This window comes from Bacteriovorax sp. PP10 (genome assembly GCF_035013165.1).
Lineage (GTDB): Bacteria > Bdellovibrionota > Bacteriovoracia > Bacteriovoracales > Bacteriovoracaceae > Bacteriovorax > Bacteriovorax antarcticus.
This window is the reverse complement of record NZ_JAYGJQ010000001.1, coordinates 1,510,323-1,534,247: the sequence shown is the minus strand read 5'-3', so window position 1 is coordinate 1,534,247 and position 23,925 is coordinate 1,510,323. Positions and strand designations below refer to the sequence as shown.

The 23,925-nt window shown below is 38.6% G+C and carries 14 protein-coding genes; 5 read left to right on the top strand and 9 right to left on the bottom strand.

From position 1 onward, the window contains the following. Positions 1-17: 17 nt before the first annotated feature. Positions 18-8,546: a GH36-type glycosyl hydrolase domain-containing protein gene (locus SHI21_RS07530; protein ID WP_323575716.1), complete on the bottom strand. Its 8,529-nt coding sequence runs from the start codon at positions 8,544-8,546 to the stop codon at positions 18-20. 212 nt (positions 8,547-8,758) lie between these two features. Between SHI21_RS07530 and SHI21_RS07525 the strand changes: the two genes are divergently transcribed. Continuing rightward, complete coding sequence (locus SHI21_RS07525; protein WP_323575715.1) at positions 8,759-9,328, top strand: DJ-1/PfpI/YhbO family deglycase/protease; 570 nt, start codon at positions 8,759-8,761, stop codon at positions 9,326-9,328. Positions 9,329-9,336: 8 nt separating this feature from the next. Here SHI21_RS07525 and SHI21_RS07520 read toward each other — a convergent pair whose 3' ends face one another. Together SHI21_RS07520 and SHI21_RS07515 are read right to left on the bottom strand one after the other, a co-directional pair. Then, on the bottom strand, positions 9,337-12,984 hold the full coding sequence (locus tag SHI21_RS07520; protein WP_323575714.1) for a Calx-beta domain-containing protein: 3,648 nt from the start codon (positions 12,982-12,984) through the stop codon (positions 9,337-9,339). A gap of 206 nt (positions 12,985-13,190) precedes the next feature. After that, positions 13,191-14,237 carry an NAD(P)-dependent alcohol dehydrogenase gene (locus SHI21_RS07515; RefSeq protein WP_410198815.1) on the bottom strand — a complete coding sequence of 349 codons (1,047 nt, stop codon included), beginning with the start codon at positions 14,235-14,237 and terminating at the stop codon, positions 13,191-13,193. Positions 14,238-14,589: 352 nt separating this feature from the next. Here SHI21_RS07515 and SHI21_RS07510 point away from each other — a divergent pair, with 352 nt between their 5' ends. Further along, positions 14,590-16,518 (top strand): hypothetical protein, encoded by a 1,929-nt coding sequence (locus tag SHI21_RS07510; RefSeq protein ID WP_323575711.1) that lies wholly within the window; start codon positions 14,590-14,592, stop codon positions 16,516-16,518. A 42-nt stretch (positions 16,519-16,560) separates the two neighbouring features. On the opposite strand, the gene SHI21_RS07505 is transcribed toward SHI21_RS07510, so the two are convergent. The 3 genes from SHI21_RS07505 to SHI21_RS07495 all read right to left on the bottom strand — a co-directional run bounded on the left by SHI21_RS07505 (position 16,561) and on the right by SHI21_RS07495 (position 18,387). Next, positions 16,561-17,013, bottom strand: a complete 453-nt coding sequence (locus tag SHI21_RS07505) for a hypothetical protein (RefSeq protein ID WP_323575709.1) — start codon at positions 17,011-17,013, stop codon at positions 16,561-16,563. 141 nt (positions 17,014-17,154) lie between these two features. After that, entirely contained in the window at positions 17,155-17,907 is a 753-nt protein-coding gene (locus tag SHI21_RS07500; protein ID WP_323575707.1) for a type 1 glutamine amidotransferase domain-containing protein, read from the bottom strand. 9 nt (positions 17,908-17,916) lie between these two features. Beyond that, on the bottom strand, positions 17,917-18,387 hold the full coding sequence (locus tag SHI21_RS07495) for a hypothetical protein (protein WP_323575705.1): 471 nt from the start codon (positions 18,385-18,387) through the stop codon (positions 17,917-17,919). A 104-nt stretch (positions 18,388-18,491) separates the two neighbouring features. On the opposite strand from SHI21_RS07495, the gene SHI21_RS07490 reads away from it, so the two are divergent. Continuing rightward, positions 18,492-19,046, top strand: a complete 555-nt coding sequence (locus SHI21_RS07490; protein WP_323575703.1) for a TetR/AcrR family transcriptional regulator — start codon at positions 18,492-18,494, stop codon at positions 19,044-19,046. 57 nt (positions 19,047-19,103) lie between these two features. Then, a complete protein-coding gene (locus SHI21_RS07485; protein WP_323575701.1) occupies positions 19,104-20,003 on the top strand; it encodes a tetratricopeptide repeat protein in 900 nt (299 codons plus the stop codon). A 2-nt stretch (positions 20,004-20,005) separates the two neighbouring features. On the opposite strand, the gene SHI21_RS07480 is transcribed toward SHI21_RS07485, so the two are convergent. From SHI21_RS07480 to SHI21_RS07470, 3 genes are all read right to left on the bottom strand, one after another. Then, positions 20,006-20,251 carry a hypothetical protein gene (locus SHI21_RS07480; protein ID WP_323575699.1) on the bottom strand — a complete coding sequence of 82 codons (246 nt, stop codon included), beginning with the start codon at positions 20,249-20,251 and terminating at the stop codon, positions 20,006-20,008. Between the two features lie 62 nt (positions 20,252-20,313). After that, entirely contained in the window at positions 20,314-21,846 is a 1,533-nt protein-coding gene (locus SHI21_RS07475) for a lytic transglycosylase domain-containing protein (RefSeq protein WP_323575697.1), read from the bottom strand. 8 nt (positions 21,847-21,854) lie between these two features. Next, the gene (locus SHI21_RS07470; RefSeq protein WP_323575694.1) at positions 21,855-22,673 is read right to left on the bottom strand and encodes a helix-turn-helix domain-containing protein; all 819 of its coding nucleotides are present in this window, start codon (positions 22,671-22,673) and stop codon (positions 21,855-21,857) included. A 271-nt stretch (positions 22,674-22,944) separates the two neighbouring features. Here SHI21_RS07470 and SHI21_RS07465 point away from each other — a divergent pair, with 271 nt between their 5' ends. Further along, the gene (locus SHI21_RS07465; RefSeq protein ID WP_323575692.1) at positions 22,945-23,850 is read left to right on the top strand and encodes a LysR family transcriptional regulator; all 906 of its coding nucleotides are present in this window, start codon (positions 22,945-22,947) and stop codon (positions 23,848-23,850) included. Positions 23,851-23,925: the final 75 nt, after the last annotated feature.

Below are 23,925 nucleotides of genomic sequence, written 5' to 3'. Positions count from 1 at the left end.
CTGACTGCAATAAAAAATTATATTAACTGTACTGAATCTATCCCACTTTTATTTTTTCTTAGTAAATCTCCAGGTGCTTCAAACTCATACAATTCAATTGAAACATAATGAGTGAATTTATCATCAATCAATTCAATAAAATTTTCTTCCATTAATTTTCCGTCAATCGTCACCTGCGTTTTTCCACTGGAAAGCCCGTTAGGATTGTTCACTGTAATTTCGTAATTTGTACTCATGTGGCGGTAAATTAATTTATAAGATTTCCACTCAGGATCTATACGAGGCTCAATCCTTAAAGTATTTCCACTTAACTTAAATCCTAAGATCGCTTCAATTCCCACGGTGTACATCCAACCAGAAGATCCCGTGTACCATGTCCATCCACCTCTTCCCGCATTTGGGTCAACAGAATAAATATCGGCAGCAATAACATAAGGCTCAACCTTATAACTAATGGCCTCTTCTTTTGTCAGACTATGATTAAGTGGATTCACCATAGAAAAAAGCTCTACTGCGCGCTTTCCATTTTGAAGTTCAGCATAGGCCAGAATGCACCAGATGGCCGCATGGGTGTACTGTCCGCCATTTTCTCTTACACCAGGAATATAACCTTTGATATAACCTGGATCATTTATAGATTTATCAAATGGAGGAGTGAAAAGTAGAATCATCTTATTATCTTTTTTAACTAGATTTTTTTCTACTGAATCCATCGCTATTTTTAAGCGGTTTTTATCGCCTGCTTTAGAAATAATTCCCCAAGTCTGTGCGAGAGAATCAATCTGACATTCATCACTATGCGAAGACCCCAAAGGAGTTCCATCATCATAAAAGGCCCGTCTATACCATTGGCCATCCCAGGCATTTTCTTCGATCGATTTTTTCAGGAATGTTATATGATCTCGCCATTTAGTCGCTCGCTCAATTTCTCCTCGAGCTTCTGCCACGGCCGAAAAATCCCGAAGGTTGCATATTAAAAACCATGCGAGCCAGACACTCTCTCCTTTACCTTCATGCCCGACACGATTCATTCCATCATTCCAGTCACCACCTCCCATTAAAGGAAGTCCGTGAACACCGACTTCAAGACTTAAATCAATGGCGCGAGCACAGTGTTCAAAGACACTCGCCCTTTCTTTTGTCACTTCTGGAGTGTAATAAGAATCTTCCTGGTCTTGTCTTAACTCTGGCCCATTTAAAAATGGGACTTCAACATCTAGGACTGAAGCATCTTCTGTTCTATTTAAATAATAAGTGACCACATAAGGAAGCCATAATAAATCATCTGAAAAATGCGTGCGCACTCCACGTCCTGTTGGCATATGCCACCAGTGCTGAACGTCCCCTTCAATAAATTGTCTGGCAGAGGCCCGCACAATTTGTGCCCTGATCATTTCAGGCTTAGTCCAGATCACGGCCATTGAATCCTGTAATTGGTCTCTGAAACCGAAAGCTCCACCGGCCTGATAGAAAGCTGATCTTGCCCACAACCTACAAACAGTTGTCTGGTAGAGCAGCCAACGATTGAGCATCATGTTCATTGAGTTATCCGGAGTTTCAACTTGAATTTTCCCAAGAATGTTATTCCACTCAGCAACGACATCACTAAATAGTGAATCAACATTTTTTAGAGTGACAGTATTCACCAGCTCTTGAATTTGCTCACGGGTATCTGTTTGTCCTAAAATAAAAATAACGGTCACTTCCTGATTAGCAGGAATGCTTATGCTCTTTTGTAAGGCCGAGCATGAATCCATTCCTGCTCCGACTCTTCCACTTAATTTAGACTTCGTAAGTAATGCTTCAGGGCGGTTGAGATTTCCATTTCTACCAATAAATTCTCTTCTATTGCCTGTCCATGAATCATTCCCATCAATAAAAGTTGCAAAGGCCTGTCTTGTTCCAAACTCATGATTCCAAGGATTGTAGGCCACAAGACTTTTACTTGTTGCATCCAATGCAGTAATCAAATACGGTAAGCTCACCGTTCTGGAAAAACCTAAAACCCATTCGATATAAGAAGTAATTAAAAGATTTCTCTTTGTACCTGATTCATTTTTGAGCACTAACTTAGAGATCTTAACTGGTAAATCTTTGTGCACAAATTGAGTCAATGTACTTTTAATTCCCGCGTGGCGAAGTTCAAACTGACTATATCCTTGTCCATGCCTGATAAGGTATTCGGCATTTTTTACTCTGATAGGAGAAATCGTCGGACTCCATAATTCATTAGAGTCTACGTCTTTAATATAAAAACACTCTCCAGATGGATCAGAGACCGGGTCATTCGACCAAGGAGTAAGTTGATTTTCTCTACTGTTCATTGCCCACGTTGACCCAGCTCCTCTCTCTGAAACATGAAACCCAAAGCCTGGGTTTGCAATTACATTAATCCAGGGTGCCGGAGTCGATTCATCTTTTTTAAGATGAATCACATATTCTAAACCTTTAAGTGTGAATCCACCGAACCCATTAAAAAATTCCAATGCTGGGGCCTCTAGTGATTTTCGCGAATCCTTGGCCGCTGTTGTTTGAACATTGGCTCTAGATATAGGCTTTTCAATTTTTCTGACCATTCTTTTAACTTGTTCGGCCAGGTTCCCCTGCTGCCCGACAAGAATTGCACGGGCCACTGTTTGCAATAAATTTCTATCTTCCTGAGGGATAATATCAGCACGTAAAAGAAAAATTCTTCCTTTTGACTGCGGAAGATAAGTTCCTGACGTCGCTGTACTATGGCCAATCATTGCCTCAAGGTCATTATGAAGTTCTTGAGAATACGAACTCGCCTTTTCATTGAGAACAATCAGATCAACTACCAGACGTTTGGTTCCCCAGTACTCATGTGCACGCAGAAGTTGTTTGAGTAGTGAGCGCTGTTCAATATCATCAATACGAAGCAGAACAATCGGATGATCCCCTGAAATACCATAGGCCCAAAGATTCGTCGCATTTCGATCATTGCGTTTTAAAATATCGCTTGAAACTCTTAAACTAGAATCAAGGTATAAAACTCTATTGGCCAATTGTTGAAAAAGAATGGCTTCACTATGCTCTATTCCCAAATAGTGAAGTTTAACCTGTGCTTCAGTCCATGCTAAATTCGACGATCTCTCGTAAGCAATCGGTTCGTGAAATTTTTCAGCAAGGTTAACAACTTCATCACGGCTTTTAGCAATAATTGTCGTGTAAGTAATATTGGCCGTGGCACCAGGTTCAATACGTACACGCGACCTAAAACTTACGACTGGATCTAATACAGAACCAACTGTATTAGATAAATGTTTTGTCTCGATAGAGATCGGGTTATGAACTGTACGTCCACGCCCAATAAATTTTGCTCTATCAGTTTCATATTCAATTTCTCCGATGGCATTGGCATCCGTTGAAATAATATAGGCCATCCATAAAGGAGCTTCCATTGCTGATCTAGGCCTTCTGGTTGCAAGTATGGTATTAATCTCTGGCAGGTATTCTGTCTGAACAAATAAATTAGAAAAAGTTGGGTGAGCAATATCTGCTCCCTGAGTGTTAAGAACAATTTCGGCATAAGTTGTCACTTCGACAACCCGAACTATAGAACTATTATTGCTTAAGCTTTGACGTCTAATTTCTGCATTTTCTTCCGGAGAGATAAACACTTCTAGTTCAGAAATTATTTCATTATCCTCACGTCTGATTTTTGCACGGTCTTCTGTAAAGATCACTTCATAATGGTCAGCTTCGACACAAGTTGGCTGATGACCTGCTGACCAGATATCATTTGAATAAATATCTCTGAGAAATATATAACTCCCCCAGTGATCGCGAGTCACATCTTCACGCCATCTAGTGATAGCTAAATCCTGAAAGCGACCGTAACCAGATCCTGCGGCCGTGATCATGACGGCATAATTTCCATTTGATAAGAGATGAGTTCTAGGAACTTTATGATTAGAAGACGTGTATCTTCTGATCGTAGCTTCTCCCATATCACTCACGTGCTCAACCTTGACTGACTCAGTTCTGGTTTTTGCCACAGCAATATTTTTAGGAGTGCGCTCCTGAAGCAATAATTCGCTTGATTGAATGATTGGCTCACGGTGAAATCGCTTTAACATTAATCCATCAAACAGCATATTAGAAATTGAGACTAAGGCCATCCCTTGATGGTGGGCCATATAATTTTTAACAATGGCCGAATCTGCTTTGCTCGTATCTGGTATGCGTGATTTTGTAAAATCGATTGATTCATAATAACCAAATTCACCGACCATGTTCAAAGAGGCCAGGCGCCTTAAATTTTTCACCGCACTGACAGGATCATACATTCCGGCCAAGTGAGTTGCATAAGGAGCAATAACCAAGTCTTTTCCTATACCACGCTTGAAGGCCAGTTCAGGAACTCCAAAGTTCGAGTACTGATAAGTAAGATGCAAATCTCTTACATTGTAGGCCGACTCAGACATCCCCCATGGAATAGATTTTTCATCAGCATATTCAATTTGTTTTTTTACAATCAAACGACATGTTTGCTCCAGTAAACTTGAAGTTGGCGTCTCCATCACAAGTGATGGCATTAGATACTCGAACATTGATCCTGACCATGAAATTAAGGCCGTTCCATTATCAATAGGAGTAAGTGAGCGCCCAAGCCTGAACCAGTGCTCAACCGGAACGTCACCTTTAGCAATGGCCACAAAACTTAAAAGTCTTGCTTCAGAGGCCAAAAGATCATAGAAGCTGGCATCTAACGAAGAGTCCGACATACGATAACCAATAGAAAAAAGTTTTCTTGTTGGATCATATAAAAAAGAGAAATCCATTTCATAAACCAATTCTCTAGATAAAGCGGCAATCGCTTTAAGTCTCTTTCTCGGTCCTTCTTTAGGATTTTCTTTAAAATGAGTAAAATCTCTGCCATGACTTTGAACTTCATTATCAATCATTCGTGCCAACTTATGGATTTCGACTTCAGCACTCTTGGTCTCTTCAAATAATTTTTGAGATTTTTCTAATACTGTTGCCCAAAAAATATTTTTATCCGTTGATGAGTGATAATGATTAATAAGAGATTCGGCCAAGTCATTAAAAGTCTCTCTATAAGATGCATGTTTTTTAGTCGACATACTTTCAGCAAATAATCTCAAACTATCCTGAATCCCTCCTAACATTTTTTCTGAATAATCAGACTCAATTTCCATTTCTTCACAGCTTTGAGCAAGTGCAAGTAAATGCCCGGCAAGGTTTCCGTTATCAACCGACGAAATATATTTTGGATCTAAAGCACGTTTATCAGTAGTTTCATACCAGTTATAAAAATGACCGTTATAACGAGGAAGCGATTGCATACTCAAAAGTGTATCTTCAAGTCGCTCAATCATCTCACAAAGACCAATCCACCCAAAATCTCTAGCTGTCACCGTCGATAATAGATATAGACCGAAGTTAGTCGGTGAACTTCTATGGGCCACCACCGGTAGCGGGTCTTCTTGAAAGTTATCTGGTGGTAAGAAATTTTCATCTGCATTTACAAACGTTGAAAAGAAGTGCCATATTTTTCGTCCACTATTTCTCAGAACAAAGACATCATCTTCTGAAAGAGGGACAATCATCTCCATCGATGGCGGAAGACTAATCTTCCATGCAGCAATGGGGGAAATTAGCCATAACCCCATTAATGGGGCAAAGAGTGGCCAATCCACCTGCCCATTCCAGATAACAAAAACTCCAATCAGCACAACAGCGATTTCTGTTTTCATCATACGTTTAGTAAAACTTTCAAGGGCCGTGCTTGCACTGGATTTTGAAGCAGCACTTGTCGTCCATTCTAAAAGTTTTCGCTTAGAAATAAATAACCTGAAAAGAGTTCTTGCGACTGCATCAAGCAAAACCCAGCTTTGATAAGGAAGAAAAATAATATTTAAAATAAAACGGCTTATCCCCTGAGACAAATCTTCAAACAATGAACGAACCTGAACCATGAAAGGAACTTTTTTTTGATAGGCAAAAATACCGCTAATAAAAGGTAGAACATGTCCTAGTAACTGAGCTGAAAAAATTAACACCAACCATGGAAGCGTGTTCAGTCCTTTAATACAAAACAAAGTGACGAATAGAAAAAACGTCATTGGAGTTAAAAGCGAGCGTCTTAGGTTATCAAGCATTTTCCAGCGGCCAATCACAGAAATAGCAAGACCTTCTCTTCCCAATATCCAAGGTAGAAGCTGCCAATCCCCTCTGGTCCAACGGTGATTTCTCGCTACTGCAACTTCAAAGTTTGAAGGAAAATCCTCAAACAATTCAACGTCACTGATCAGACCACAGCGGGCAAAGTTCCCTTCAAAGAGATCATGACTTAAAAGTCTATTCTCTGGTGTGCGCCCTCTCAGCGATTGCTCAAAGACATCTACATTATAAATTCCTTTACCTGTGAATGAACCTTCACCAAAAAGATCCTGATAAACATCAGAGATCGCAGCTGCATAAGGATCAATTCCTCCGGGCCCGGAAGAGAGTCTCTGAAAAATCGTACTATCAATTGTGGCCGGAAGTGTGGGAGTAATTCTCGGTTGTAAAATTCCATAACCTTCGACGACTTTATTTAACTTTGAATCGAACTTAGGATGATTTAATGGATGAGCAAAGGTCCCTACTAATTGGGCCACAGTTCCGCGTGGAAGCTTAGTATCAGCATCCAGTGTGATGACGTAAACGATATCGTCAGGGATATCCAGTTTAAGTTCATCTGAAACAATAAACGATGTACCTGATTTATGTCTTAAGAAGTGATTAAACTCCTGAAGTTTACCGCGTTTTCTTTCCCATCCAATCCACTTTTGTTCGCTCTCATTCCATTTTCTAAAACGGTGAAATAAGAAAAAGCGGTCTTTGCCAGAATTATTTTTTCCATACTTACGGTTAAGATGATCAATTTGTTTAATCGCGATTGATAAAAAGATTTCATCTGTATCCAGATTTTCAGTCAAAGCATCTCGCCAGTCAGATAAAAGTGCAAAAGATACTGAGTCATCAGGATTAGAAAGAAAATGAATTTCCAACTGATCAACCTGACTAATAATTTCATCAATATTTACCAGCATCGTTGGCACAACAACAAAGGTTTTATTATTGGCAGGTATTTTTTTTGAAAAATCTAAACGAGGCAAATGCCTAGGAACTAAAACGTGAACCGTGTAACGATTAACAAGAGTAATGGCCAGTTCAGAAGCGGGAAATATGGCCATGGCCCCTAGCAAGTATAAAATGGAACTCTGGGCCTCTGTCTCGCCTATACACCAAGCAACCAAAAGCATAGGGAGAAGGAAAATACTTCCAAGATACAATAATGTTCTCTGAGAAATATACCAGCGTAAGAATTTACTTCGTACCTTTACTTTAAATTGAATTTCTTTTTCAAATTCATAACGTCCATGAGAAATAAGATAATACCCCATGTCCTGCATTTTTAAATCTTTCGGATGCCGCACTGTTTCTCGTTGAGTTTTCTCCAGTAGTTTTTGCGATACCTCGAGTTCTGAAAACTTTGATCCACGCGAAAGTTGCTCAACACTATGTCGGTACTTATCTCTCGTCATAAAATCCATATGCCCATACAATGGATTCTCTTGTAACTTCTGCTCAACTAAACTTACTTCTTCAAAAAGGTCTCGCCAATCGAGTGAAGATAAAAGTCTCATGCTATTAATAATATTTCGAACAGTAACATTGGCCGTCGTGTGACTGCTATGGACATCTTGAACAATTTTGTCCGCAGAAAGACCTTCTGAAGTTAAGCGCTCATCAAGCCAGTTTAAAAAACTTGCAACAACACCTTCTTGAAATCTTAAACGCTGAACTAACTGAACAGCAAAATCAATGCTGAGTGGTTTTTTACTAACACTTTCAATAATCTCATCATTTGTTCGTTTGCTGGTTATATCTAAACCTAAAAGCTCATCCGCAATTTTATCCGCTTCTGCTCTGGCGATTTGTGAGCCTACAATTCTGGCGCCCAATCGGCGCAAGTTTTCAATCAACACCACTCTCAAAGTAATAGAGGTGGCCCATAGTTCTCCCATAGTTAATGGTCGAACATGCTGATACGTTTTTAAAACTTGCTTTAATAATTCAGGATCAAAAAGTGAATCTGTATGGGCAACAAACTCCCAGGCAATAGCATACATGCGAGGGTACCCACTAAAAGGTCCTTCCACGAGTTTAGGCAATTCTTTATAATATCCTGCCGGCAAGTGATCACGAATGTCTTTAATCTGCTCTTCTACAATATAAAAATTATCAATTAACCATTCAGCTGCAGGAGTGATTGATCGCTCGGCCCGAATCGTTTCTGCGATTAAGCGAAATGACTCTAGTAAAACTTCTTCGTTGTCAGCGACTCGTTTAACTAAGTTAACTCCACTGCTTGGTTTGGCCGAGACTTTATGACCAATGGCCAGGGTTTCAGCATATCTCTCTAAATGCGCACTACTGAATAATTCATCGCGTATCGGTTCTTCAAAAATAATAAAAGTGTTACGAGGGATTTTTCTTTTTCTAAATGCCACTATTCTTCCTTTTGATAGACTATTGATTAAGGGCACCATGGCCTCTTATTAAAATGAAAATTAATCTCTACGAATTTAGTCCTGATTTGCCCCAACAAAATACATTAATGAGACAAATATTCACGATACCATCCACGCACTATAGGCAATGATCATTGGCATTGTTCATGCACCTAATTACTGCAAGTCTCACACCCAAATTTGGAGTAAAAATGTCATTTGAAAATAAAATCCTTCACGACAGAAGAATCGCGATTCTGGCCACTGATGGTTTTGATGAATCACAGCTTTTCTCTCCTAAAAAAGCTCTTGAGGAGGCCGGTGCCAAAGTTGTCATTGTTTCGAATCATAAAGGAAAAATCAAAGCATGGTCGAAAGATCATTGGGGAAAGAGTATTGATGTTGATACAACTCTAAATGAATGCAACTCTGAACAATTTGATGGATTAGTCATTCCTGGTGGAGAGAAAAATCCTGAAACTTTATTGCATGATAAAAATGTTGCAAACTTTATTAAAGACTTTGTCTATGACGGAAAATCTGTCGCTTCAATTTGTCATGGAATTCGAGTATTGCTCGATACTGGAATGGCAAAAGGAAAAACAATTACATTATGGTCTAATTTAAAAAATGATGTCATCAGCTCCGGGGCCAAATGGAAAGATGATGAAGTGGTAGTTCATAAAGGTATCATTACAAGTCGTTGCCCTAATGAGAATGAAAACTTTAATCGTAAGATGATTGAGGGTTTTGCCATTAGTCCCAAAATTAAACACGCCTAATTAATTATTTATGGCATGTAAGGTCTAATCTCTTTCGGAGTCGTCGTAAACGTTGCAGCTGGATCAAGAGCGAAGTCATATCTATTAGGATCGTAAAAAGCTCCTTCTTCCGAGTGAGTTTCACGAGCAGGATAATTACTCCCCATTCCCGTAATGAGCGTTGCCAGAGTTGAGTAGCTTGTCGAATTATACTTTCCTAAAATAGCACACGAATAAAATAAATTGTGGTCTGACATATTGTCTTCATCTTCACCGACACCATATCCTTCATAGTTCACACATGCCGTTGAATGATAAGTAATTGAGAGAACGTTATTATAGGCCAAATTATTTTTTGTAGGATCATTGTGATCCGGATTAGGCTCAGTACTGTCTTTTCTAAAATCCAACGAAGCGTCAGTAGAACCAATATAAGTCCCCGTCTCGGCCACAGTGTTATTAAAAACATAATTACTTTGAGCGCCACTACGAATAAGAACACCTGAACGATCAACTAGATAAATTAAATTATCGTAAATATAGTTATGATGACTGCCGCGAGAAATTTCAACTCCCGATCCACCATTAGTCGTCCATGCCCCATTTGTTGATTGAAGCTGATACCCAGAGTCTTTCGTCTCACTTATAACATTCGAGTGCACTCTTGCATTTTGAACATTCCCATTCAGCTCAATACCGCTACTGCCTGGCTCAAGAAAATAATTACGAAGAATTTGATAGCCGTTACAGAAATTGGAAACCAGATTGAAGCTTCCGGCACTGTCATATGTGCAGTTAACACTTACGGCAGGTCCGTAATTTTGAAAGATAAAGTTGTTCTCTACTTTTACGCCGCCCATATGATTAATATGAATGGCCGCATTGTTGGCATTCCCTGAAGACTCAATCGTATTTCCTGAAATTAAAACATCCGCAGATCTATTGGTTGCATTCCACGTATCAGCAATCTTAATTCCAGATCCAAGGCAGCCTTTCATTGTGTTCGCTAATAAGTTCACTTTGTTCGAGTTAACAATATTAATACACCCACTATTTTCATTGTTATTAGCAAAAAAAGTTAATCCACTGACAACAACATTAGAAGAGTTTGTTAAATTTAAAATACTATTTCTTCTTCCCGACAAAATCGTTTGAGCAACAATGGCACCCTCATTTGGCATTCTGAAATACACTCGATTTTTGTAAGTATTGACAAAGAAAGATCCACTCGTCATCTGCTCCAATGAAGGAGAATTTTTCAATGAAAGAGTGTCTATCATTAACTTTTTAGGAATGCTCTCTCCTGCTCCTGGCGCCGTATAAGCATAACTATAGATAGTAGGTGTCACTCCAGTCAGGGAATAACCGGCAGGGCCTCCTGTTGTGACTTTTAATGCATCAAATTCTATTTCACTTGCCGAACTCGGGGGAGTTGTTTGCATGGTCACTGTTGGAGTTCCGCCAGTGTTAATGTCGGCGTTGGTTCCTAATTGAACAGTGTCAACCAAAAGACCTTCAGTTGAAATCCCTGCATACTTTTTTGTCGTACGATTAATATTAGAAGCAATAGAAACACCATTGAGCCAGATTTCTACACCAGCTCCACTTCCTTTATTTCCTATATAGCGAACTTCTAATTGATGATAGTTATCTCTAGAAAACTCGTTTGAGCGCCCTTTATAAATCTGTAAGTAATTGGCGATATCTAATTCACTCGACCAGGATAAGGGAATATTGGATTCGTCCTTTGCTTCAATAATTTTCCCCACAAGGAATAATCGCAGTCCTCGCTTCATGATAGAAACTTTTAACCTGCCAGCTGTTCCACCTGCACCGGACAAAGTAATCAAGTCAAACTGTTTTACTTTTTCACTGGTTCCTATTGGTGAGGTCACATTCACCGAGTCCTCAAGTAAATTAAAAAACGCATTAACCTTAAAAAGGACACGGGCATAAATATCATTGCTGGCAGTAACAAGTGTCCTGCTAATAGAATTATTGGCCGATGTTCCCGCAAACTGCATCCTCACTGCCTTTGTTCCATCCCCAGAGTTACTTGCAGCGATAGAAGAAAGATTTGATCCAGCTGTTGTTGGCGTAAAGTCCGCAAGGTTTGTTTCAAAACCATTTTCATAAATGGTTTGAACCTTAGCATCGGCAATCGCCGGAACAGTGTCACCCTCTTCAATTCTAATCGCATCAAAATTAATTGTTGAACCTGCGGTCACGCAAGCATTATTGGACAAGGTACTTACTGGGCAGTTCGTCTCTACAGGAGGACCGGGAGCGTATACTGAAGTGATTGACCCCAATCTAAAACGGTCGTGCTCATCAGTTAATGCATAGGCCGTATCTCCACCTATATCGACATCATCGACAAATATTTTCAAGATACCGTCATTCGAGACTCCTGTCGTGGCCTTCTTATAATAAAAATCAATCTTCACCCATGTATCGCGAGTGATGATTGTTGTCGCAGCGGTATTAGTATTATTTTTTTGTAGCCTTAATCTAAACTGATTAGGATTTGCCATGGCAAAAAGTTTTATGTTCACGCGTGAAGCAGTATTTGTTTCTCTTTCCACTCTCATTAGTGTTATCCCTCTGGACGTACTTCCATCCAAAGCAAAAGCGGCATTAAGCTTAACCATAAATCTCGCGCGGTACTCTCCACCATTTAAATTACCCAGATTGGAAAATGTACTCCAGATCATTGACTGAGAGCGGTCTCCGCCAAAATTCATTTGAACTGAATGTGTCCCCTGATAAACATTCGCGGCCGTTGTCACATTGGTAACTGAGTTATTTAATTCTTCATAAGTAGAAAATCCATCTAAAGCTCCAGCTTCAAAACCAAATGTGTGTGGGCCTGATTCTGCACCGTCTATGTTGTCATTTGAAAGCAGGCCATAACCGATAATATCAGCTGCACTAAGATATGGTGTATGCCCAGGCGCTGCCTTTAAAACGATAGGATTTCCAGTCATACTTCCCAGAGCATTCATATTTATTGTTTCTGGATAAAATCCGTTGCTAACAACAATTTCTGTTCCAGGAACAGCGGCATTAATAGCATCTTGAATAGTCGTAAAGCCCCCACCACCGGAAGCATCAACAGTCAAAGTGTTGGTCGTTGTAAAAGAATAAATTGGTGCGACTAAATTTCCGATGACCGCTGAGATTTCATCAATCGCAGCACCAAAAAAATTAGTATCACTATCGGTGATCGTCATCGTGGCCGTCGCAGTACCACTTGGCCCGCTTGAAGGATTTGAAAGAACCAAATTAATCGGTTCAGGATTTTCTGGATAAATATCATTGAGCAACGTCACAGAAATAGTCTTAGAAGTTTCTCCACTCAAAAAAGTTAATGTACCAGAAGGCAGCACTCCTGAATAATCTTCTGCACTATTTGCTTTAGTACTTGAGAGTGCATAATCCACTGTCACAGTATCGGTATAGGCCTTATCTAAAAGAATTGTGAATGTTCCTGTTCCCGCTTCTTCTGCAACTGAAACATTGGCCGCAGTCATGATGGGAGGTTCTGATTTTTTTGCTGTTATTAAATTAAATAACGACACATCCAATTGACCTTTGCAGGAAGCAATCAAAATAACCATTAAACTCAACACTAAGTAGTGCAAAAGAGACTTCATGATGTCCTTATAATTTTTCATTGGAGACCGAAGTAATTTTAACATCTTGTCTTCTGGCAGATGAGTATCTTTAAGGTAAGGTCATTTAGACTTATATGTTGCTGAAATTATTGTACAAAAGATGAGCGTTTATTCCTAGATTATAAACACATGGTGAAAATGTGCCAACAATTAGGCCATATTGAGGAACTAAGGGATTTTGTCCTTAGTTCCCTATGAAATATTCTTTATTGAAGTGTACTCATATCAATAACAAAACGATAACGAACATCACTTTTTAAAACGCGCTCATAAGCTTCATTAATTTTTTGTGCAGGAATAACTTCTACTTCACAAGCAATTTTATGTTTGTCACAGAAGTCTAGCATCTCTTGAGTTTCTTTAATTCCACCAATCAAAGAACCGGCAAGGTTTCTTCTTTTTCCAATCAACGGAAAAGCACCCAATGCGACTTCTTCTTCAGGAATTCCAAGAATCACTAATGTTCCATCTCTCTTTAAAAGTTGCAGGTATTGATTCCAATCCATTTTTGCTGAAACAGTATTAATGATTAAATCAAAATGACTTTGAAGTTTTTCAAATGTAGTCGCATCTGATGTTGCATAATAGTGATCGGCCCCCATGCGTTTTCCATCTTCGATCTTGCTTAAGGACTGACTTAAAACTGTGACCTCTGCTCCTAATGCGTGAGCAATTTTAACTCCCATATGTCCAAGGCCTCCAAGACCTATGATTGCCACCTTTTTACCCGGGCCTGCTTTCCAATGCATCAACGGAGAATACAAGGTAATCCCTGCACATAATAAAGGCGCTCCTACATCGAGAGGAATGCTATCAGGAATTCTTAAAACAAAATTCTCATCAACTGTAATTTTATTTGAATACCCACCTTGAGTCGGGTCTCCTGTTAAACGATCAGTAGAATTATAAGTTCCAGTCGATCCATTTTCACAATAGTTCTCCAGCCCTTCTCTGCAAGAAACACATGTTCTGCATGAATCAACTAAACAACCCACTCCAACCTTGTCTCCGACTTTATACTTCGTCACTTTACTTCCGACTTCACTCACAATACCCGCAATCTCATGGCCTGGTACCATCGGAAAATTAGAAGCTCCCCATTCATCACGGGCCTGGTGAATATCTGAATGGCAAATACCACAGAACTTAATATCAATTAAGACATCGTGCTCACGCGGAACTCTTCTTTCAAAAGAATATGGGACAAGTGGTGCTTTTGCTTTTAATACTGCCATTCCTTTTGCTGGAATCATTTTTGTATTTTGAATTTGCATGTGAACTCCTAAAATAAAAAAGGGACACTAAAATTTAAGCCTAATAAAAGTAGATCACAATTAAAGATTTTATTTTTTATAGCGAACGTAGATGATGGTTAGGAACAAATTTGTTTCTATTATGCCCAATTGGATATTTTTGTTAAGTCTGCAATGCCTTGTTTACAAATTTTGATTAAACAGAGATGGCCTTTTCTGTTGGCATCTTTTTTAAGTTATACTTAGTAAAATCGTCTAAAAAACAATTACATAACAGTCTTTTTTAAATACTTATCTTTTATTTATTCACATCCGATAGAGTAAGTACATGCTTACTTAAAGGGAGACAAGAATGATTAAACAGACGACGTATTACCTGATGCTTTCGATGCTTGTTTTGAACACGACCTGGGCCGCTACAGCTAAGAAAACTACGGTTATTAATCTTGTTATCGAAACTCCAAAAGTAAATGCGCCTATTACTAAAGTGAATCAAGAAGCAGTCATCGTCAATGGTGTTTGCTCTCAAGGTGCACCTGTTAGAATTATCGCAACAGACTCTGCAAATAAATCGACAGAGATTCAATGGACCGGTTGTAATTCATATTCAGACTTTCATGGACAACTTAATTTGGGTGCCCTTAAAGATGGCAGCATCACAATTAAAACAATGCAGGATCTTAATGGTGCATCGAAAGCTGTCACTGTTAATGTCGTAAAAACAACTGCAGTGGTGACTCCTCCAACAACACTTAATATTCTTTCACCAGTAAAAGACTTCGCTGTCACAACTGCCAATCAGGCCTCGGTAGAAATTTCGGGTAAATGTGCTGACAAGTTAGTTATGAAGCTTCAAGCGACTGACTCTGTTAATAAACTTTCAGAGATCACTTGGATCATGTGTGAGAACTCAAACTTTTGGGGACCGATCAACATGACTTCTCTTAAAGATGGAAACATCAACGTCAGAGCATTTCAGGAAGTCAACGGAGTCATGGTTAACAAATATGTAAACGTGATTAAAAAAACGGCAGTTGTTACACCACCTGCTCCGGCCCTAGCTGTTACTCTAGGAGTATTAGCTTCAGTGAAAGAAGGTGTCGCTTCTTTATTAACTGTTAACAAAGTAGCAGGAACTGCTGCTGGAACAATGGCGTACCAGGTATTCAACAATGCTTCAAAAGCAGTAATTAGTTCAGGTTCATTAGTATTTGCAGCTAACGATACCTCTAAAACAATTTCAATCCTTGCTCCTGAAGATAGTGTTTACAATGCTGATATGAAACTCGAAATTAAAGTTGGAGCATTTGCTTCTTTAATCGTTCCTGTTGTTGATAATGATCCAATACCTCCTGTTTCCTCAAAGATTATGATGGGTATTAACGGACACGATAACTTCGATGCTTACCCTGCTTCAGAAATCGAAGCGCGTGTAAAAGTTCTTGCCGACAGAAACATCAGAAGCTTCCGTAACGGTGGAGACTCTTCAAGCCAGGAGCCTCTATGGGACTCTATGGATGCATTAATCGCTGCTGGTAAAAAACATAACGTCATCATCCGTCCAGCTCTCTATCACTGGTTAGGTGAAGCACAAGCTTACAAAATTGCAAAACGCTTCCCGGATATCAGAGTTTGGGAAATTGGTAACGAAGTTGACGGTGACGTTGGTAACGAAGCAAAAAACATTGCTCAAATGGTTCAGGTTTACAAAGGAATCAAGAGAGCTGCTGCTGAAATGGGTATTGAAATTAAAACAACTATTAATATTATGGCATGTAACAGTGACGCTACGACTGCTCAAGGTGGTAGATGTTATAAAAAGGCCGATGGGTCAGGATACTTTGTAGATGCGGCCTATGCTGCTGGTTTTAAGTTTGACTACATCAGCTTTCACTACTACCCATACTACACAGATAAAGCTGACAACAATGGTTACTACTATAAAATGTATCTGGGACAAATGAGAACTCTTGCAGAAAGATACAATGTAAAAATTCTTTTCAACGAAACCAACTGTGCTGAGATCTATCCATGGTCAGTCACAACTGGTAACGTAACAGATGGTGGATATGCTGGTGATAAACGTTGTTATGACAGTTTAAAACAACTTTTAACTGAGCTTAACACTAACTATAAAGACATTGTTCAAGAGATCAATCTTTATGAAATGTTAGATGAGCCATCTCACCCTGTGACTCATGAAAAGCACTTTGGGATGATGTACGATCTTAATAACCCTAAGCCGGTTTTTGAAATGATTACTAAAGAATTTGCAAAATAAAGAATAAAAAAAGGGCCTCAAAAGAGGCCCTTTTTTATTTGTCTAAATAGTAATCTTACACTCGTATCTCGTTTCAATTTCTATGCTATCCAGCACATGTGAATAACCAGCAGTGTGACAAGAAAGTGATTTAATAACTAATTTCTTAGAGACTGCAGATGTTTGAATTTCAGCGCCTGTCGCTTCTGAAAGTGCCATTCTGATAATTCCTACAGCAATGTAGTCTTCATTTGATGACAAAAGAACTTCAGCATCGTTTAATCCACCTTCAGTTTTAAAGAGACAAGTCATAAGCTCTTTATCAACATTTTTATCGCAAACAATCGATCCAATATTGACGTACATTTTTCCCATTCCACCATCAAAGAAAGGTTGTAATTTTTCAATCGACAATGAATCATAAACTGCTTTTGCTGTCAGTCCTGAAAGATTGATATCTTTGGCGAATACACTTGAAGTTGTAAAAGCTAGTGCAAGAATTAATAGGCCTTTCATAAAATCTCCTTAATTGAGTTTATGAATGAATTCTTACGCACTCATGTGCAAAAAGGCCATAACATCTATTGTATTTACATACTTGTAAATACTAAGGAATACGCCATATTGAGAATGACCATTATCTTTTTGAACACTTATCTATTTGTTGAGTAAACTAAAAAAATCTGCAGCAAATTTATGGGCATCTCCTGGCCATCTGGCCGACACATAATTCCCATCAATCACTGTAAATCCATTTTCTAGTTTATCGAATTGATCTCTCTTTAAAGGCAGCGGTCCTTTGATAAAATCTTTTGGTGATTTTAGTTTCAATTTGACTTCGGACTCGACTGTTTCAGGATAAGTACGGTAGTAACTTCCCAACCATAAACACGTCATGGCCCAGGCCGATAGTTCCTGGGAACCTAATAGGGCCGTTGTTTTTTTACCAAACAAAACGCTTTTGCCATCGTCTTGTAGGCTTCGTCCCGCAAGCACAACTCCATGGCAAATGGCGCCCACAGGCCTGTTGTCTTTAAAAAATTCACTGACAATTTTTTGTAATTTTTTTGATTCAAGATACTCTTTCATTCCTTTAGCATGTCCGCCCGGAAGAAGAATTCCATCGTAATCGCCGGACTTTATGTCGGCCCATTTTTTGGGAAACTTAAATGCATTTGATTCTTTTAGTTCTTCATAATTTTTTCTAGATTGGGCGTCTGCTTTTAAAATATTGGTAAATATCCAAAGCCCATTACCATCCAGCATTTTTAAATCACAAACAGCTTCCTTACCATCTGGTGTGGCAAAGACAACCTCTACTCCATTGTCAGTCAGAAGTTTCCACGGAACTGAACACTCCGTGGGATCGAAATCAAATGAAGGCAGAGGAATTAAAATCTTTTTAGTCATAAAATAACTTTAAGCTTTACGCCCTACATAGACAATAACTTCATCTTCAAATTTTATAGTCAACGTATCAGTCTTTGGATGAACAATCATACAGCCTCTTTCTCCACAAACGGGGTAAGGCATTCCAGTTTTTGTTTTTAACGACATATCGAGTTCAGGGTTTTGCTCAAAAGAGAAAGTGCCACAAGCTGAACGCAAGTCAGGTCTCTGCCCATTTCCAAGAAGGATATTGATTTTATTTTTTCTCACCAAGACCACGTCACCATTTTCAAGCCACTGTATTTCACTTGAAAAATTAGGTTCTGTTCCACCACTTCCAAGATTGACCGACCCATCGTTAATACTGATTGCTGTCGTATGGAAGGCCTCCATCGTATTGCGCCCATCTTGTGGACATAGAGGTAGAGCAAATGTTAAGTCAGCGGTATGTCCGCTTAAAGAAGTCATTGCCAAGGCCATAGTCAAAATAAGTAAGCGCATTTTTTCCTCTCATGCTAGGTGAATTGTGACAATTTAGCTCGTGGCAATATGCCCTTGCAATAAAGTTCGTTGACACTTTTGGCCCATTCTGACAAACCTTAAGTATGACTGACAATAAAGTGCAAGCAACAGACAAAAATGAGATCTATTGGAAGATATTAAATGCGGCCATCGCACTCGATATTAAAAAGGGCCATTTAAAATGGTCTATCACTAATATTGCAACAATCAGTAAAGTTTCCCGCACACTGATTTATTACTATTTTGGAAAATCCAAAGAAAATATTCTTCTTGAGGCCATTAAACTATTTGGCCAGGAGCTATCCGGCAATACAGCGACAAGAACTACCGCCTGGGCCGCAGGTGATCTTGCTTCAACATTTTGTGCTTCCAGAGCTCTTCTTGCAAGGGCTCCTGATATCCGCGTTTTTTATTTTCTAAGAAGAAACGAGCAAACAATTTTAGGAAGTGCGATCTTAGATTTTGAAGAATCTTTTAAGCAAAAGATCTCTTCTTTTTTTCCGGGTCTCTCTCACACTGAAGTCGATGCTTTGTTTGCTTTATTTTTAGGAATTGTCTGGGCACCTGAACTTTCGGATGATGCCGTTATGAAATCAGTCTCTTTAATTTTATCGGGCGTAAAAGCTCAACATCTTTAAGGCCATTAAAGTAAAAACCCTCTCGACTTCCATAGGGAGTCTCGTTAAACTTTCAATATGAAATACTTTTTCTTCTTACTACTGCTTGCTGGTTGTAGCACTTACGTGCCAGTTGAATACCGTACGCCAAGTGAATACTCTGCTAAGAAAGATTCATACGTTCAAATTATCATCAACAAAGAGTCTTCCCTTACTCCTGCACAGAAACTTACTTTAGCAGAAGACCTGGGCCTTGAACTGAACAACGATGGATGGCTTAGATACAAAAAAGAGAAAAGTCCTAAACAACTTTATGAAATTGTCATCAATCAATTTGAAATCAACTCCGAAGCAAAACTTCCTTCGACAGAAACTGTAGACAAGCGAACTTATCGCACGGCCAGTTACCGCGCCATTGGAAACGCAAGCTTTAGCATTAAGAGGCTTGATGAAGAGTCCCCGACTCAATTTAATATCTCTTCTAATACCATTGTGGCCTCAAGAGTTGAGTTGCCAGATATTCTTGGTGCCTATAGTAGAGTTGGCGTTTTTAGCACCTTAATGGGGACTAACAGCGAAGCAGATATCATTGAGAAACAGGACAAGACCCTTTCAATGGAAGCTCTGATTGAGGCCAAGGCAAGAGTTTTTGAAGCTATCAAATCTAAAATCACTCCCGTTAAAAATATTGTGAAAATCAAACTGGAAGATGATCGCGATGACATGGAAGAGTTAAAAAGTCTCCTTAAGGAAAACGATTTAACTGGTGCAGTTATTTATCTGGATTATTTAAATGCACAGGAACGTAGAAGCGATGTCTTCTATAACTTGGGCGTGGTGTATGAGGCCTTAGGTTATTTTTCTGAGGCCTGCAATTATTATAAAGAAGCTTATGCTTTAAGCGCCAAAAGTATCTACCTCGAGCAAAAAGCTGGATGTGAATTAAGACTGCAGCAATTTAGTCTTCTTCCTTTTTAAATTTACATAGGCGTTGGACGATTTTCATCGTTCACCCAGGCCCCCATATCTTCTGACTGATAATCACTAAAAGCTTTCTCAAGCCCTCCTAAAACCTCTGCCGTCGTTTCAAAAAGCGCTTTTGCTTTTGGATCAGTCACAACGCTAATTTCCTCATGACAAAAAAGTTTTAGTTCATAAATATAGCGCTCAATATTTTGAGCATGCTCTTTTGGATCTGATGAGTCGACTCTTTTAATGCTTTCCATATATGCCTCCTTTAATAGCTCCTCTATTAATAAGTGCAAATTTCGAACCCTTGATTAAAACACTACTTAATGACTAGCCTTAATCCTGGATAAACTTTTCCAGATCTGGGTATGTCAGAATTAGAGGCCATGATTCTACTGACAGTTGTTTTATGTTTTTTAGCTATATGAAAAAGTGAGTCACCTTTTTTAACTTTATAAAAACGAGCGAAGACTTTCTTCTTTTTTACAATTGTCTTATCAAAAAGATCTGCATAATAGCGATTCGTCGAGACTAACTTATCTTCTTTTCTAAAAGGCAACTTAATCACTACCCCTTTTGATAGTTTTGCTTTGGGAGATAAAGAATTTAAATGCGATAAAATAAGAGTATTTTTCAACCTGAATTTTTTAGAAACTTGCAGAAGGCTCATTTTTTTCGGAACAATATACTCTTGAAAGTTTGTAGACTTGAAATCTTTCTTCAGGCAGCAATTCGCATAACTCTCAGCACTCATAGGAGGCAGTCTGAGTGTGTAACTTCGAACATCAGGCGGTGTGAACCATCTCAGTATTTCAGGATTGAGTTTTTGTACTTCTTCAGGATTTAAATTAAGTGCTTTAGAAAGTTTAAGAATATCGGTCATCGGCCCGACCTGAACTTCTTTATAAATAAGCGGAGCTCTAAAATCAATTTCCGTAAATCCAAATGTTTTTAAGTTTTTTCCAATAATGGCCAATGCCATGATCTTTGGAACATAATTCTTTGTTTCACTTTTTAGATATTTACCTTTCGACAGTTCCCAAAAATCATTTGTCTTATATTTTTTAATGGCCCTGCCAAGCTTTCCCTCGCCTGCATTGTAAGCAGCCGTTGCAATCTCCCAAGCACCAAAGTCATTATACAATTTTCCCAAATACTGAGCGGCCGCAATGGTGGCCTTAATAGGATCTTTTCGCTCATCAACATACCAGTTCTGATTCAGGCTATAATTCTTTCCTGTTGCTGGCATGAATTGCCAGGGGCCCACTGCGGCCGCAACAGACTTGGCGTGATTGCTAAATCCACTCTCCGCCATCGCTAAAAATATTAAGTCACGAGGTAGGTCATTTTCTTCAAGGATTGATCCAATCATCGGAGCGTAACGTCCGGCCCTTTCAACATACAGTGAAAAGAATTTTCTTCCTCGGGTAGTGAAGTACTCTACCCATTTTTTCACCAGAGGATTATAAACCACCGGGATGTCAAAAAAATTATTCTCCAGATTTAATTCTTCAGCGCCTTCCAGATAAAAGATTTTACCTTTGCCTATTTTATGCTCAGGAAAGGCCACGCCATCAATGACAAAATTTGGAATGAGCGATTCGACAGTCGGTGTCTCGGCCAAAAGTGTTTTATGTTCGTCTTCCAGGCCCATATCTTCTTCGATATCGTCATCATCATCAGATACCACTTCAATTTCGGCCACTTCTTCTTTCAAGGGAGTAAGTGGTGGCGCGATCTGAAAATCAGTCGCGGCCAAAGAAACTGTATTTGTTCTGTGAATGGTATTTTTTTTAATTGTGGTGCATGAAGCTAAGACTAAGGCCAAAAACACCACTGTGATTTTTCTCATTTTTAACCTTATAATCTTTGATTTTGAAGTTGAGGTATCCCTTCGAGACTAAAAATAAGATCTGACTCCGATTTTTTTTCATTTTTCTTTTGTGGAAATGAAACGACGACGGCCTTACCTTTATTATTTTTTGCGATTGAAACAATTTCATTGCTGTCATAAATTTCCAAGGCCTTATAATTTCCTAATGTCAGACGGATTTTTTCCCCAGTCAAAACAATAGATGAACCTTTCTTTAACGTAAGTTGCCTGATGGGATTTTTATCTACTTTAAAAGAAACCCATGAATTTCCATTTTTAGCATTAATGGAAACTTTTATTGAGCCTTGGAGTATAACTGTGTTGTCTGTTGAGACTTTTTTCTTCGCTTGAGTACGCGTCGTTTTCTTTTTTACTTCTGTGACAACATGAGGAGTGTCTGAAGCTTTCATTTCAACTAAAAGTGGGGAAATAATGATCAAGAGTACAAACAACAAGACGGCCGCAACCAACCATTTCAGTTTGATTTTCCTTTTCTTAAAAAAAACAACTTTATCAGGAATAGGTGCATCAACTTTTACCTCTACTGGAGTCGCATGTTGCTCTCGCAATAAAAGTAAATCATAAAGTGCTACTGCATCTTTGACGTTGAATCTAAGCTCTTCTGACATTGATTTAAGAAATCCCAAAATATAAACTCTATTGGGAAGATTGGGGAAATCATCACTTTCAAGTGAATGAATAAGCGTTTTGTGGATTTTTGTACGAGTTGAGAGATCCTCAATTGTGATATTCTGGGCCAGTCGTGCTTTATAAAGCATCTCCCCTAGTGATTGATAATATTTCATTTCATCGCTTCCCTACTTGTAGAAGAAAAAGAGGAATCGAATCGCTACAACCGATTCCTCTAAAACTAAGGAGAATGACAATAAGACTTCAGACTAATTCCGTTCTTGAGAGAACTAATCTATAAAAAGCATTGTTATAAAATTATTCTAACAAAATCTGATCTCATGAATAATACAAAATCCAAATACATCTATACGAAAAAAGTATGGATAAAATTAAAAAAGGTCGTTTTTCATTGGAGTTATGCCTTTTTTCCACTAAGATTTTATCATGCAAAACTTCAACCACCTATATTACTTTTATATCGTTGCTAAACTAAAGAATGTTACCTCAGCCGCAAAATTCCTAAATACAAGTCAGCCTTCCTTAAGTACACAGATAAAAACTCTCGAATTTAATCTCGATAAATCTCTGTTCGTTAAAAAAGGAAAGTACCTGGAGCTGACTTCTGATGGTTCGAGTATTTTTGATATATGCTCACGCATGTTTGATGTTTATGAAGAGCTGGAAAGTTTTCTCAATCCTTCGCTTTCAGGAAATGAAAAAATAAATATTGGTGTGACCAGCGGGATCTCACGCCCTTTCACTACGAATATTGTAGGACAAGTTTTGAAAAAATATAAACTTGAAAACCGTCCGAAAATAAAACTCGATACAGGTATTAATGAATCCCTGATTGAAAGATTAAAACTCAAGAAGCTGGATTTTATTATTACTAATCATCTTCCCAATGAGCCGGATCTTAAAGTTCTTAAGAGTTTTTCTATGCCCGTCGGGCTTGTTGGTAAACATGACTTTATAAAACAATTAAAGATGCAAAATTTAAAAACATCTGAAATGATTTTAAAAAAAGCGTCATCTTACTTATCTCTGCCATCTGATCCTGCCAAACTAAGACTTGAGATCAATCATTTCTATCTTAAGAATAAATTGAAATACAGCGCTCTCTTTGAAAGTGATATTCTCGCATCTGTCATCAGGGCCGCAACTGATGGTATCGGCTTTTGTATAATTCCGTTACCATACATAAAAAAAGAATTACAAAACCACACGCTGGAAGTTTTGCCCAAGATGGCATCACTTTGGAAGCATCAACTCTATGTGGTTGCCAGAAATGACAAAACCAAGCCGCATTTTATCAACAAACTGATTTCCGAGCTGGAATTGGCCATTTAGTATTCATTTAAACGAACAACAAGATACTAATTATCAATTTTATGAATATATAAAACTCCTCTATGATGTCTAAAA